Source organism: Pseudomonas sp. Irchel 3H7 (assembly GCF_900187605.1).
Classification (GTDB): Bacteria; Pseudomonadota; Gammaproteobacteria; order Pseudomonadales; family Pseudomonadaceae; genus Aquipseudomonas.
In genome coordinates this window covers 34,831-48,708 of the sequence record NZ_FYEA01000021.1, presented here as the reverse complement: position 1 = coordinate 48,708, position 13,878 = coordinate 34,831, and the positions used below count along the sequence as shown (strand labels likewise).

Annotated in this window: 13 protein-coding genes and 1 pseudogene; 9 read left to right on the top strand and 5 right to left on the bottom strand. The window is 59.0% G+C overall.

Features of this window, described 5'->3' with window-relative positions; genetic code table 11:
• Positions 1 to 170, top strand: a pseudogene (locus tag CKW38_RS30505) (IS110 family transposase); the annotation flags it as partial.
• Positions 171 to 201: 31 nt separating this feature from the next.
• Here the strand turns inward: CKW38_RS30505 and CKW38_RS28250 are convergent.
• Positions 202 to 1,203, bottom strand: coding sequence for a GlxA family transcriptional regulator (locus tag CKW38_RS28250; RefSeq protein ID WP_095114419.1), 1,002 nt, complete (start codon positions 1,201 to 1,203; stop codon positions 202 to 204).
• Between the two features lie 101 nt (positions 1,204 to 1,304).
• On the opposite strand from CKW38_RS28250, the gene CKW38_RS28245 reads away from it, so the two are divergent.
• The 7 genes from CKW38_RS28245 (at position 1,305) to CKW38_RS28215 (ending at position 6,556) form a co-directional block, all read left to right on the top strand.
• Entirely contained in the window at positions 1,305 to 1,859 is a 555-nt protein-coding gene (locus CKW38_RS28245) for a cysteine hydrolase family protein (RefSeq protein WP_095114418.1), read from the top strand.
• A 145-nt stretch (positions 1,860 to 2,004) separates the two neighbouring features.
• Complete coding sequence (locus tag CKW38_RS28240; protein WP_007917215.1) at positions 2,005 to 2,673, top strand: YjfI family protein; 669 nt, start codon at positions 2,005 to 2,007, stop codon at positions 2,671 to 2,673.
• A 17-nt stretch (positions 2,674 to 2,690) separates the two neighbouring features.
• On the top strand, positions 2,691 to 3,389 hold the full coding sequence (locus CKW38_RS28235) for a PspA/IM30 family protein (protein WP_038362095.1): 699 nt from the start codon (positions 2,691 to 2,693) through the stop codon (positions 3,387 to 3,389).
• A gap of 199 nt (positions 3,390 to 3,588) precedes the next feature.
• Positions 3,589 to 4,239, top strand: coding sequence for a DUF2491 family protein (locus tag CKW38_RS28230; RefSeq protein WP_007917219.1), 651 nt, complete (start codon positions 3,589 to 3,591; stop codon positions 4,237 to 4,239).
• Between the two features lie 15 nt (positions 4,240 to 4,254).
• Positions 4,255 to 4,680, top strand: coding sequence for a DUF350 domain-containing protein (locus CKW38_RS28225; RefSeq protein WP_007917221.1), 426 nt, complete (start codon positions 4,255 to 4,257; stop codon positions 4,678 to 4,680).
• Between the two features lie 17 nt (positions 4,681 to 4,697).
• Positions 4,698 to 5,396, top strand: a complete 699-nt coding sequence (locus CKW38_RS28220) for a DUF1190 domain-containing protein (RefSeq protein ID WP_095114417.1) — start codon at positions 4,698 to 4,700, stop codon at positions 5,394 to 5,396.
• A 2-nt stretch (positions 5,397 to 5,398) separates the two neighbouring features.
• Entirely contained in the window at positions 5,399 to 6,556 is a 1,158-nt protein-coding gene (locus tag CKW38_RS28215; RefSeq protein ID WP_007917223.1) for a glutathionylspermidine synthase family protein, read from the top strand.
• Positions 6,557 to 6,669: 113 nt separating this feature from the next.
• On the opposite strand, the gene CKW38_RS28210 is transcribed toward CKW38_RS28215, so the two are convergent.
• Positions 6,670 to 7,194 (bottom strand): single-stranded DNA-binding protein, encoded by a 525-nt coding sequence (locus CKW38_RS28210; protein ID WP_008081898.1) that lies wholly within the window; start codon positions 7,192 to 7,194, stop codon positions 6,670 to 6,672.
• 9 nt (positions 7,195 to 7,203) lie between these two features.
• On the bottom strand, positions 7,204 to 8,601 hold the full coding sequence (locus CKW38_RS28205) for an MFS transporter (protein ID WP_095114416.1): 1,398 nt from the start codon (positions 8,599 to 8,601) through the stop codon (positions 7,204 to 7,206).
• 191 nt (positions 8,602 to 8,792) lie between these two features.
• On the opposite strand from CKW38_RS28205, the gene uvrA reads away from it, so the two are divergent.
• Positions 8,793 to 11,627 (top strand): excinuclease ABC subunit UvrA, encoded by a 2,835-nt coding sequence (gene uvrA, locus CKW38_RS28200; protein WP_007918441.1) that lies wholly within the window; start codon positions 8,793 to 8,795, stop codon positions 11,625 to 11,627.
• A gap of 65 nt (positions 11,628 to 11,692) precedes the next feature.
• On the opposite strand, the gene bfr is transcribed toward uvrA, so the two are convergent.
• Positions 11,693 to 12,160 carry a bacterioferritin gene (gene bfr / locus CKW38_RS28195; protein ID WP_007918444.1) on the bottom strand — a complete coding sequence of 156 codons (468 nt, stop codon included), beginning with the start codon at positions 12,158 to 12,160 and terminating at the stop codon, positions 11,693 to 11,695.
• A 149-nt stretch (positions 12,161 to 12,309) separates the two neighbouring features.
• Complete coding sequence (locus CKW38_RS28190) at positions 12,310 to 13,764, bottom strand: catalase (RefSeq protein WP_007918446.1); 1,455 nt, start codon at positions 13,762 to 13,764, stop codon at positions 12,310 to 12,312.
• Positions 13,765 to 13,878 lie beyond the last annotated feature (114 nt).

Sequence of the window (13,878 nt, the reverse complement as noted above, 5' to 3'; positions counted from 1 at the left end):
ACGCAGCGATGTCGGCTAGCCGTACGAAAGCCTGGAAAGGGTTTTACGAAGCCCAAAGAGCACGGGGTTTCAGCACCACGCAGGCGTTGGTGATGCTGGCTCGCAAACTTGCTCGGGTGGTATTCGCCTTGCTGAAAAGGCAAAGCGAATATCAGACAAAAGTCAGTTGAGGGCTTCCCCTCAACCATAGAATCTCCCACATTAGGTGTTCGCCGGTTTAGGGTTTGGGGTCACACCAAACCGCGCCCGGTAATCACTTGGCGCCAGTCCGGTAATCTTCTTGAATATCGCGCGAAACGCCCCCGGATCCTGATACCCAACTGTCCAGGCAATGTGATCGATCGTGCCATTGCTGAACTCGAGCATTTCCCGTGCCTTGCCCACCCGCAAATGCTGGCAGTACTCGGTCGGTTTCAACCCGCTCGCCGCGCGGAACCGCCGTAGAAATGTGCGCTCTTCCAACCCCGCCCGCTCCGCCATCGCCGCCAGGGAAACATCCGTCGCACCGGTGCTTTGCAGCCAATGTTGAACCTTGAGAATCGCCGCATCGCCATGACCGAGAATCGGCGCGAAATTGCTGCCGCATTCACTGGCGCTGTCACTGTGTTCCACCACCAGAAAGCGCGCGGTGCTGGTGGCGATGCTCGGTCCGAGCAACCTGTCGACCAGGCGTAATCCGAGTTCCGACCAAGCCATCAATCCGGCCGTGGTGATCAGGTCGCCGTCATCGACAATCGGCGTATCAGCCTTGAGCTTGATTTTCGGGTAACACTCGGCGAAAGCCTTGGCAGAGGTCCAGTGAGTGGTGGCGCTACGGCCGTCGAGCAAGCCGCTTTCGGCGAGCAGCAGCGAGCCTACGCAAACTCCGCCAAGCGTCGCACCGCGGGCATGCTGATCACGCAACCATTGCGTCAGACCGACCGGCATTTGCGCCGCCGAAAAACCGCCGATCGATGGCGGAATCAGCACCGCCAGCAAAGCGCTGTCGTGCCCTGGATGGCTGGCGTAAATCCGCGTTGGCGACTGATCACCTTCGACCTGCCAATGACTCACGCGCAGTACCGGCAGTTGCGCAGCCTGATGTTCGGCGGCAATCCGGTTGGCCACCGTAAACAGATCGGTCAGACCGTGCACCGCCGCCATTTGCGCGCCTGGATAGATCAGCACGCCCAACTCAGCGATGGCGGCCCTTTCTGCGCCCATTGTCAGTTTTCCCCTGTCTATTGTCGGTGCGGCCAATCCTCGAAGCGCTGACCAGGGCCAATACTGAAGCCACTTCCAGCCAATACATCGAGGACACACCCATGGCCAAGCAAGCGCTCATCGTAGTCGATATCCAGAACGACTACTTCCCCCAAGGCAAGTGGCCGCTGGCCGGTGCTGATGCCGCCGCCGACAACGCCGCCCGGCTGATAGCCGCGTTCCGCGAGGCCGGCGATTCGGTGGTACACATTCGCCACGAATTCTCCTCAGCGGACGCGCCGTTTTTCACCCCGGGCTCCGAGGGCGCCAAGCTGCATCCAAAGGTACTCAACCGTGCCGATGAACCGGTGGTGCTAAAGCACTTCGTCAACTCGTTCCGCGAAACCGAACTGCAAGCGATCCTCGACCAACAAGGCATCAAGGAACTGGTGGTGGTCGGCAGCATGAGCCACATGTGCGTTGACGGCATCACCCGTGCGGCGGCGGATCTGGGTTACGCCGTCTCGGTGATTCACGACGCCTGCGCCAGCCGCGACCTGGAGTTCAATGGCCTGACGGTGCCGGCCGCCCACGTCCACGCCGCGTTCATGTCAGCGCTGGGTTTTGCCTACGCCAGCGTGGTATCCACTGACGAATTCCTCGCCGCCACGCGCTGAGTAATATCCTGCAAGAAATCCGGGCCCGCGCTGCAGCGGGCCTTTTTTCGTCTGTCATAAAAATCTCACGCGTGAGCCATTGATGGCACTTTGAATTGGTTGTAGTGTGGCTCACGCGTGAGATGTCCATAACCGAGCTACTGCCATGAAAAGCCGTTCCCCCACCGCGAAGTCAGAGAGCCCCAAGGGAGAGCGCGCGAAACCGTCGGCGAAAAAACCGTCGAGCTTCTATATGAAGCAGATGCGCGCAGGCCTGGCCGCTGCCGGTTATGTGAAACACGAAACTTGGGTGCTTCCCGAAAACCGAAGCTTGCTCAAGCAAATGGAGCAACAGCTACGCCAACCGATTCTGGCTGGCTCTTTCATGTCGGAGAATTACATGAGCGCAGGCAACAACTGGACCATCGATAGCCTCTTCAACGCCCTCAAGGCACTGGACGAGGTGGCTTCGCAAGAGATCACGCTGTCGCTGATCCAGAGCTCCGAACCCAGCATCAAGCTGGAAATGAACGAATTCGGCGGTCTGCCGATTCACATCGCTCTGGCCGGCCAGCAGATCATCGTCGACACCGTGCTGGTGGACATCGATTCGATCAGCGACGTGCACGCCTTCAACGATGCCGTGTTGCGCAGCCGGGAAATGTTCCCACTGTCGTCGATCGGTATCGAGTCGATGCCGAACGGGCAGACCGTTTACAACATGTTTGGCGCCCTCAGCGCCGACTCGAGCCTGACCAACGTCGTCACCGAGGTGAAAACTCTGGTCGACAACGTGCAGCGCGCGAGCGAAGCCTTCGAACACTTCTTCAAGTAATCAACAGGGAATATCCAATGACTCAGTCCATCTGGAGCAAGTTGTTCACCGCACTGCGCGGCGGCGCCAATGAAGTCGGCGAAGCGATTGCCGACCAACAGGCCCTGCGCATCCTCGATCAGGAAATCCGTGACGCCGACAGCGCACTGTCGAACGCCCGTCGCGAATTGGTCACCATCATGGCCAAACACAAACTGGCCGCCGACCGCGTAAGCGAGTACGACGCCAAGATCAAGGATCTGGAAGCCAAAGCCGTCTCGGCGCTGAACGCCGGCCGTGAAGACCTGGCGCTGGAAGTGGCCGAAGCGATTTCGACCCTGACCAACGAGCTGGATGTCGAGAAAAAGCAGAGCGACGAGTTCGGCACTTACGCCGAAAACATGCGCAAAGACATCAGCAAAGCCGAGTCGCGCATCAAGAGCCTGCGCCAACAAGTGGACATGGCCAAGGCCCGCGAAAGCGTGCAGAAAGCCCAGGTCAGCGCCTCCATCGCCAGCGGCGGCGCCAATGGCAAACTGGAAACCGCCGTCGGTACGTTGAACCGTCTGCAGGCCAAGCAGCAGCAACGCGCGGCTGAACTGAGCGCTGCCGACGAACTGGCCGACGCTTCGACCGGCAACGATCTGGAACGCAAACTGCGCGACGCCGGCATCACGCCGAACGAAGGCAGCGCCAATGCGATTCTTGAGCGTCTGAAGCAAAAGTCCGCTCAGTAAGCACTGCGCAAAAAAACCGTGGGAGCGAGCTTGCTCGCGAAAGCGGCGTATCAGTCGACATCGTTGTTGACTGATACGCCCTCTTCGCGAGCAAGCTCGCTCCCACATGGTTTGCGGCGTGTCGTTCGCCGCTGAGCCCGGTACACTAGCGACGCTTTTTCGCCGACGAACACTTCCACCCGCTTCAAGGAACGTACCCATGGGATGGTTTAAAGACTTGCTGGGCACCAGCAACTGGCAGACCGCTGCGCCAACACCGACCGTTGCCAGTGGCCCACTCGGCATGGCCCAAGGCAAGGCTGTCAGGTTCGATACGACGCTGGCGCTGTTGCTCGATGGCTCGACCACAGTGCGAGTGCCCTTCGATCAGGCGATCTGGAGCCACGGCTGGGTCGACCTCGGCCAGTCCAATAAACTGCACCGCTATTACATGAACGACGAGGATTTCTGGCTGCAGATCCACGTCACCGGTGACGATCAGATCGAATCCGTCACCCTGTTCAACTACCTCAGTTACGTGACCGTCAACAGTGACGCCGAACTGCAGCGCCTGGCCGGCCCCGACAGCCAGATCGGCTTGCCCGGTTACAACCACGACGGTGTCGAATACAGCCGTGAGTGGGGCACCGAACAAGGCCAGACCGAACTTGTGCCGATGACCGAACAGGTGGTCAATCCGGACGAGAGCTACACCATCGAACATCACTCAATGCTTTATGCGCGCGAGACCGGCCTGACCGATCGCCGCGAATTGCTGCTGTTCTCCGTCGAACAGGACGAAGAAGGCACCGTCAGCCTGAGCACCTCGCTGGGCATTTCGCTGTACACGACAGATCTGAGCACCATTTAAAAAAGGAAGTTTTTCATGCTGGAAGTGCTGGCCGTTTCCCTGAACAAAACCGCACTGGTCGGTTTCGTCGTCTATCTCATCGGCGCCGTACTGCTGTTCATGCTGTTTCAATTCGTCTACACGCGCATCACCCCGCACAAGGAATTCGAGCTGATTCGCTCCGGCAACGTTGCCGCTGCCATCGCCCTGTCCGGCGCGATCATCGGCTTCGCGATTCCGGCCAGTAACGTGATTGCGTTTTCGGTCAACGTCCTCGACTTCGTACTCTGGGCAGTGATTGCCGCCGTGGTGCAACTGCTGGCATTCCTCGCCACGGGTCTAGTGCTCAAAGGCACCTCCCAGCGCATCGCCAACGGTGAAGTGGCTTCGGGTATCTATGTTGCTGCGGTCGCGATCAGCGTCGGCATGCTCAACGCCGCGTGCATGACACCGTCCAACTGATCGGCAGGAAGCCTTAGATGAAACGCAGCAAATACGTTCAGTTGTCCCTCGCCGCCTCGGTGGCCATGGCCATTTCCGGCCAGGCGGCAGCCGCAGATCAACCACGCAGTTTCCAGAATGTGGAACAGTGCGTCGACGCCGAAGTGGCCGCCGATGTCTGCTCCAACGCCTACGTCGCCGCCCTGACCGAACACCGGCGCATTGCCCCGGCGTACGACGACAAGGCCAAGTGCGACGCGGACTTTGCCGCTGACTGGTGCCAAAAGAATTCTGACGGCCGCTTCGTGCCGAAACTCGGCGGCTTCAAAGTGCCTGCGAGCGGTGAGCCGGCGCAGAACCTCGACGCCATCGCCGATGCTCAAATGCCTGCCGGTGACACGACAGCGCAGCATGTGCAAAGCACTTCGCATGTCTCCAGCGGTGGTGGCGGCGGAGGCGGAAATGGCTGGCTGACCGGTTGGCTGATCGGCAACGCGATGAGCAACAACGCCGAGCGCACGGTTTACCGCGATCGCGAAACGCGCCAGCCGTACAACACCTCGACGCAGTACCGCAGAGCCGAAACCACGACGCGCAGCCAAACGGATTACGAAAGCAGCAAAAGCAAACCGGTCAATGTGGCCTCATCGACGTCACGCGGCGGCTTCGGCAGCCAGTCCAGTGCCCGCAGCGGCTGGGGTGGTTGGGGCAGCAGTTCTGGTCGTTCGAGCAGCTGACGATGAAGAAGATCCTCTGCGCCGAGCGGCCTGACTGGAAACAGACTGCCGAAAGCCTCGGCTTCATGTTCCACACCATCGACGACGAGCCGTACTGGGACGAAAGCGCGTACTACCAGTTCACGCTCGCGCAAATCGAAAACGATCTTGAGGACCCGACCACCGAACTGCACGAGATGTGCATGGACCTGGTCGACCGCGTGGTCAACAGCGAAGAGCTGCTGGATCGCCTGAGCATCCCGACGCCGTACTACGACATGATCCGCACGTCCTGGCGGGAAGGTCATCCGCATCTGTACGGGCGCATGGACTTTTCCTACAGCGGCGACGGCCCGGCGAAATTGCTGGAACTCAACTACGACACGCCGACCAGCCTCTACGAAGCGGCGGCTTTTCAGTGGGGCTGGCTGGAACAATGCATCGAGCGCGGCACGCTGCCGCGCCATGCCGACCAGTTCAACAGCATCGACACCCAGTTGCATAAGGCCTTCGCCGAGCTGCAACTGAAGCGGCCGTTCTACTTCGCTTCGATGAGAGACTCGGTCGAGGACAAGGGCACCACGGATTACCTGCGCTTGATCGCCGAAAAGGTCGGCATCGAATCACGGCACATCGATATCGAAGACATCGGTTTGACCGCTGAAGGGCGTTTCGTCGACCTGGAAGATCGCTGGATCCCGCACCTGTTCAAGCTGCACGCCTGGGAATTCATCTTCCACGAGCCGTTCGGCGCGGCGATTGCCGAGTGCGATACGCAGTTTTTCGAACCGGCGTGGAAGGCGATCCTGTCGAACAAGGGCGCGTTGCCGCTACTGTGGGAGCTGCACCAGGGCCATCCGAATCTGCTGGCGGCGCATCTCGATCCGAATCCGGCCAGCGCCGTGCCCAAGGGATGGGTACGCAAGCCGTACTTCTCCCGCGAAGGCGCCAACATTGAGCTGCAAACGGCAGACGGTCTGATCGTCAAAGAGGATGGGCCCTACACGGATGCGCCATTTATCCTGCAGGAATTTGCACCGCTGCCGAAATTCGGCGACAGCTACACGCTGATCGGTTCCTGGGTGATTGGCGATCAGGCTGCGGGGATTGGTGTACGGGAAGACAACAGCCTGATCACCAAAGATTCCAGCCGCTTTCTGCCGCACCTGATCCTCGACTGAACCACTGATATCCCTGTGGGATTTGGGATAACCGCAGACGAAAAAAAGCCCCACAAAAAAGGCCCGTCGCTTCAGCGACGGGCCTTTTTACTTAGAACGGGTGCAGCGACAAATCAGAACGGGATATCGTCATCAAAGCTGTCGAAATCCGGAGCCGGTTGCGGTGCGGCCTGCTGTGGAGCCGGGGCCGAACGCTGCTGTGGAGCCGACTGCTGCGGACGCGGTGCCTGCTGACGTGGAGCTGGAGCCGACTGCTGGTAGTTGTTGCCACCGCCTTGTTGGTCGCCCTGTTGTGGACGGCCGCCGAGCAGTTGCATGGTGCCTTGCATGTCGACCACGATTTCGGTGGTGTAACGCTTGATACCGTCTTTTTCCCACTCGCGGGTCTGCAGCTTGCCTTCGATGTAGACCTGCGAACCTTTACGCAGGTATTCGCCAGCGATTTCAGCAACCTTGCCGAACATCGAAACACGGTGCCATTCGGTCTTCTCGACCTTCTGACCGGTTTGCTTGTCGGTCCATTGTTCGCTGGTGGCCAGACTCAGGTTGGTCACGGCGTTACCGTTAGGCAGGTAGCGAACTTCGGGATCCTGGCCGCAAGTGCCGACCAATATGACTTTGTTAACCCCACGGGCCATAACGTTCTCCTAGGCTTCGCAAGCAGCCCCGGCCGGGTTGTTCACCAGGCGTTCGAGGGTGTCGCGATCCACTAATTCTTTGTCCAGTTTGATGTAAACAGCCGCTTCGTCAGCAACTATCACTGCATCGGTTACCCCTACGAGGGCCTTGAGGCGCTCGACCAGACCCGCTTCGCGGATCGCCTCGGGCGACAACGGCAAGCGCAGGCTCGTCACGTAGGGAGGTTCACGCATGTTAACAGCAAAGGCCAACCAAAGTGCAGCCAGCCCGGCACATCCAAGGAACACAACCGACAGACCGCCATGCTGAAACAGCCAGCCGCCGAGTATCCCGCCGAGTGCCGAACCAAGGAACTGGCTGGTGGAATACACGCCCATGGCCGTGCCCTTTCCGCCCGCCGGTGAAACCTTGCTGATCAGCGACGGCAATGAAGCCTCCAGCAGATTGAACGCGGTGAAGAACACCACCGTACCAATCACCAGAGCCCGCAGGCTGTCGCCGAACTGCCAGAAGAATAGCTCAGTCAGCATCAGCGTCAGGACGGCGCCGAGCAAAACTCGTTTCATTTTGCGTTTCTTCTCGCCATAGATGATGAACGGGATCATGGCGAAGAACGAAATCAGCAGCGCGGTGAGATAGACCCACCAGTGCTGCTCCTTGGGCAAACCGGCTTTTTCGACCAGCGCCAGCGGCAGCGCGACGAAGCTCGACATCAGCATCGCATGCAACACAAAGATACCTAAATCGAGGCGCAGCAAGTCTGGATGCTTGAGCGTTGGCATCAAGGCCTGACGCGCCACGCCGGATTCACGATGCTGCAACGGCCCGGTGGAACGCGGCACCATGAACATGATGATGGCGATACCGACCAATGCCATGGCACCGGTGGCGAGGAACAGTCCGGACAGACCGAAAGCGCGGGTCAGCAAAGGCCCGACGACCATGGCCACGGCAAACGACAAACCGATGGTCATGCCGATCATCGCCATCGCTTTGGTGCGGTGCTGTTCGCGGGTCAGGTCGGAAAGCAGCGCCATGACCGCAGCGGAAATCGCCCCGGCACCTTGCAGGATCCGCCCGGCGATTACGCCCCAGATCGAATCGGCCTGAGAGGCCAGCACGCTGCCAAGCGCGAAGACGATCAGCCCGAGGTAAATCACCGGACGACGGCCAATGCGGTCGGAAATGATCCCGAACGGAATCTGGAAAATCGCTTGGGTCAGGCCGTAAGCGCCGATAGCCAAGCCGATCAGGGCCGGGGTCGCGCCCGCCAGGTCCATGCCATAGGTCGCCAGTACCGGCAACACCATGAACATGCCCAGCATACGGAAGGCGAACACCAGGGCCAGACCGCTCGCCGCGCGGGTCTCGCTGCCACTCATGCGTTCGCTGTGGGGATCGTGCATGGAAAAACCTCGTGTGAACCGGCGGCGATTCTACCAGTCCCATCGGTAGACGGGGTATATCGCGACGCTTTGACGCGTATAGATGAAACTCTCTTCATCCAGGGTAAAAAACCCTTCGTTTGATAGTGTGCATCCATCCAGTATTTGGCCGTATACTCCTACGTTTTCGACGCCCGCCGAGCGAGGCCACTTTGGACAAGATCCTGATACGTGGGGCCCGTACCCACAACCTGAAGAACATCGACCTGACCCTGCCACGGGACAAGCTGATCGTCATCACCGGCCTGTCCGGATCCGGCAAGTCGTCCCTGGCCTTCGACACACTGTACGCCGAAGGTCAGCGCCGCTATGTCGAATCGCTGTCGGCCTACGCCCGCCAGTTCCTGTCGATGATGGAAAAACCCGACGTCGACACCATCGAAGGCCTGTCGCCGGCGATCTCCATCGAACAGAAGTCGACCTCGCACAACCCGCGCTCCACGGTCGGCACCATCACTGAAATCTACGACTACCTGCGTTTGCTTTATGCGCGCGTGGGTACGCCGCGCTGCCCCGATCACGACATTCCGCTGGAAGCGCAGACCGTCAGCCAGATGGTCGACCTGGTGCTGGCGCAACCGGAAGGCAGCAAACTGATGCTGCTGGCGCCGGTGATCCGCGAGCGTAAAGGTGAACACCTGTCGGTCTTCGAAGAGCTGCGCGCCCAAGGTTTCGTCCGCGCCAGGGTCAACGGCCGGATCTGCGAACTCGACGAGCTGCCGAAACTGGATAAACAGAAGAAGCACTCGATCGATGTGATCGTCGACCGCTTCAAAGTGCGCGCCGACCTGCAACAGCGTTTGGCGGAGTCCTTCGAAACCGCGCTGAAGCTGGCGGACGGTATCGCCCTGGTCGCGCCGATGGACGATGAGCCGGGCGAAGAAATGATCTTCTCCGCCCGCTTCGCTTGCCCGATCTGCGGGCATGCAATCAGCGAACTCGAACCCAAACTGTTCTCCTTCAACAACCCGGCCGGCGCCTGCCCGACGTGCGATGGTCTGGGGGTAAAGCAGTTCTTCGACATCAAGCGATTGGTCAACGGTGAGCTGACGCTGGCCGAAGGTGCGATTCGCGGCTGGGACCGGCGTAACGTCTATTACTTCCAGATGCTCGGCTCACTGGCCTCGCACTACGGCTTCAGCCTGGAAGTGCCGTTCAACGATCTGCCGGCCGATCAGCAGAAATCCATCCTGCACGGCAGCGGCTCGCAGAACGTCGACTTCAAATACCTCAACGACCGCGGCGATATCGTCAAACGTTCGCACCCGTTCGAAGGCATCGTGCCCAACCTCGAGCGTCGCTACCGCGAGACCGAGTCGGCGAGCGTGCGTGAAGAGTTGGCCAAGTTCCTCAGCACTCAGTCGTGCCCGGACTGCCGTGGCACGCGCCTGCGTCGCGAAGCGCGCCACGTGTGGGTTGGCGAGAAGACATTGCCGGCAGTGACCAATCTGCCGATCGGCGATGCTTGCGAATACTTCGGCCAACTGAAGATGACCGGCCGCCGTGGCGAGATCGCGGACAAGATTCTCAAGGAAATCCGTGAGCGTCTGCAGTTCCTCGTCAACGTCGGTCTCGATTATCTGTCGCTGGATCGCAGCGCTGACACCCTTTCCGGTGGTGAAGCACAACGTATTCGTCTGGCCAGCCAGATCGGCGCAGGCCTGGTGGGTGTTTTGTACATCCTCGACGAACCGTCCATTGGCTTGCACCAGCGTGACAATGATCGACTGCTCGGCACTCTCAAGCACCTGCGCGACATCGGTAACACGGTAATCGTGGTCGAGCACGACGAAGATGCGATTCGCTTGGCTGACTATGTCGTCGATATCGGCCCCGGCGCTGGCGTACACGGTGGGCAGATCGTTGCCGAAGGTACGCCGGCTGAAGTCATGGCGCATCCGGATTCCCTGACCGGTAAATACCTGTCGGGCCGGGTGAAGATTGAAGTGCCGGCCAAACGTACGCCACGTAACAAGAAGCTCAATCTGTCGCTGAAAGGCGCGCGCGGCAACAACCTGCGTAATGTCGACCTCGACATCCCGATTGGCTTGCTGACGTGCGTCACCGGCGTGTCCGGCTCGGGCAAATCGACGCTGATCAACAACACGCTGTTCCCGCTGAGCGCCACGGCGCTCAATGGTGCGACCACGCTGGAAGCGGCTGCGCACGACAGTATCAAAGGCCTGGAGCATCTCGACAAAGTCGTCGATATCGACCAGAGCCCGATTGGCCGGACGCCGCGCTCCAACCCAGCGACGTACACGGGGCTGTTCACGCCGATCCGTGAACTGTTCGCCGGCGTGCCCGAGTCGCGCTCCCGTGGTTACGGCCCGGGACGTTTCTCGTTCAACGTCAAGGGCGGTCGTTGCGAAGCGTGCCAGGGCGATGGCCTGATCAAGGTGGAAATGCACTTTCTGCCGGACATCTACGTACCGTGCGACGTGTGCAAGAGCAAGCGTTACAACCGCGAAACCCTTGAAATCAAATACAAGGGCAAGAGCATCCACGAAACCCTCGAAATGACCATCGAGGAAGCCCGGGAGTTCTTCGACGCGGTGCCGGCACTGGCGCGCAAGCTGCAAACGTTGATGGATGTCGGCCTGTCGTACATCAAGCTCGGACAGTCGGCGACCACGTTATCCGGCGGCGAGGCACAGCGGGTCAAGCTGTCTCGCGAGCTGTCCAAGCGCGACACTGGCAAGACCCTGTATATCCTCGATGAGCCGACTACCGGTTTGCACTTCGCAGATATTCAGCAGTTGCTCGACGTCCTGCATCGCCTGCGCGACCACGGCAATACGGTGGTGGTGATCGAACACAACCTCGACGTGATCAAGACGGCCGACTGGCTGGTCGATCTCGGACCCGAGGGTGGTTCCAAAGGTGGGCAGATCATTGCCACCGGTACACCGGAAGAAGTGGCCGAGATGAAGCAATCTCATACTGGTCATTACCTCAAACCGCTGCTGATCCGCGATCGGGCGTAAACGCCAGACATGAAAAAGCCCCTGTCACTTCATCAGTGACAGGGGCTTTTTTGTATCGATTGCAATCAGGAAGTGTGAGATTGCAGGTAGTTCTCAAGGCCGATCAGCTTGATCAGGCCCAACTGCTTTTCCAGCCAGTAGGTGTGATCTTCTTCGGTGTCATTGAGCTGAACCCGCAGGATCTCGCGGCTGACATAGTCTTTGTGCTGCTCGCACAACTCGATGCCTTTACACAGGGCAGCGCGGACCTTGTACTCAAGACGCAGATCGGCTTCGAGCATCTCCGGCACCGTGGTGCCAACGTCCAAGTCATCCGGACGCATGCGCGGCGTACCTTCGAGCATCAGAATGCGGCGCATCAACGCATCAGCGTGACCTGCTTCTTCTTCCATCTCGTGATTGATTCGCTCGTAGAGCTTGGTGAACCCCCAGTCCTCATACATCCGCGAATGAACGAAATATTGGTCACGCGCGGCCAGTTCGCCGGTCAGCAACGTGTTGAGGTAATCGATAACGTCTGGGTGGCCTTGCATCGCCCTACATCTCCCTACTTGAAAGTCTGTAGTTTGAACCAAGCTGACCGGAAGGTCACCCGATTAGCGCAATAAAAGCGAAGATATTCTTAGAAAAGCAGCCTAAATAACGCAAAAACCGCCCAAATGAGGGCGGTTCTGCTTCTCGTTTAGACTTCGTTAAGCTGTACGTTGAGCAGCGTTGCGATTGCTTCTCCATACGCCGGATCGGCTTTGTAGAAATGCTGCAACTGACGATCAACGACGTCACTGGAAACACCCGACATCGCGCCAGCGATGTTGCTGACAAGCAATGCTTTCTGCTCATCGCTCATCAGACGGAACAGCGCACCGGCGTGGCTGTAGTAATCAGTGTCTTCGCGGTGATCGTAGCGATCAGCGGCACCGCTCAAGGCCAGCGCAGGTTCTGCGTAACGCGGAGCTTGTTTCGGTGCTTCGGTGTAGCTGTTCGGCTCGTAGTTAGGTGCTGCACCACCGTTACTGCCGAATGCCATCGAGCCGTCACGCTGGTAAGTGTTAACCGGGCTGCGTGGAGCATTCACCGGCAGTTGCTGGTGGTTGGTACCGACACGGTAGCGGTGCGCGTCGGCGTAAGCGAATACACGACCTTGCAGCATGCGATCTGGCGACAGACCAACACCCGGCACCATGTTGCTTGGGCCAAACGCCGCTTGCTCGACTTCAGCGAAGTAGTTCTGCGGGTTGCGATTCAGTTCCAGCTCACCGACTTCGATCAGCGGGAACTCTTTCTGCGACCAGGTTTTGGTCACGTCGAATGGGTTCTCGTAATGCGCCGCTGCTTGAGCTTCGGTCATGATCTGGATGCACACACGCCATTTCGGGAAGTCACCGCGCTCGATGGCTTCAAACAAATCACGCTGCGCGTAATCTGGATCAGTGCCTGCCAAGCGCGCTGCATCGGCCGGCGCCAGGTTCTTGATGCCTTGCTTGGTCTTGTAGTGCCATTTTACCCAGTGACGCTCGCCTTCAGCGCTGATCAGGCTGTAGGTGTGGCTGCCGAAGCCGTGCATGTGACGGTAGCCGTCCGGGATGCCTCGATCGGAGAACAGAATGGTGACCTGGTGCAGCGCTTCAGGCGAATGCGACCAGAAGTCCCACATCATCTGCGCGCTTTTGAGATTGCTTTGCGGCAGACGTTTTTGCGTATGGATAAAGTCAGGAAATTTCAGTGGATCGCGAATGAAGAACACTGGCGTGTTGTTGCCAACGATGTCCCAGTTGCCTTCTTCGGTGTAGAACTTCAGCGCGAAGCCGCGTGGGTCACGCTCGGTATCCGCCGAACCACGTTCGCCGCCCACTGTGGAGAAGCGCAGAAAAGTCGGAGTTTGCTTGCCAACGGATTCGAACAGCTTGGCGCTGGTGTATTCAGTGATATCACGAGTAACGGTGAACGTGCCATAAGCACCCGAGCCCTTCGCATGTACGCGGCGTTCAGGGATGTTTTCACGGTTGAAGTGCGCGAGCTTCTCGATCAGGTGGAAATCGTCGAGCAGCAAAGGGCCACGCGGGCCGGCGGAGCGGGAATTCTGGTTATCGGCGACAGGTGCGCCACTGGCGGTCGTAAGCGTTTTGATCTGGCTCATACGGTCTTCTTCCTCTGTCAGTCTTGAAACTGCCGGCTAATCGGCTTGCTGGGAAGTATTGATCATCCATGTGACAGCCACAAATTCATTAACTTGTAGGCATCGATAGATAAT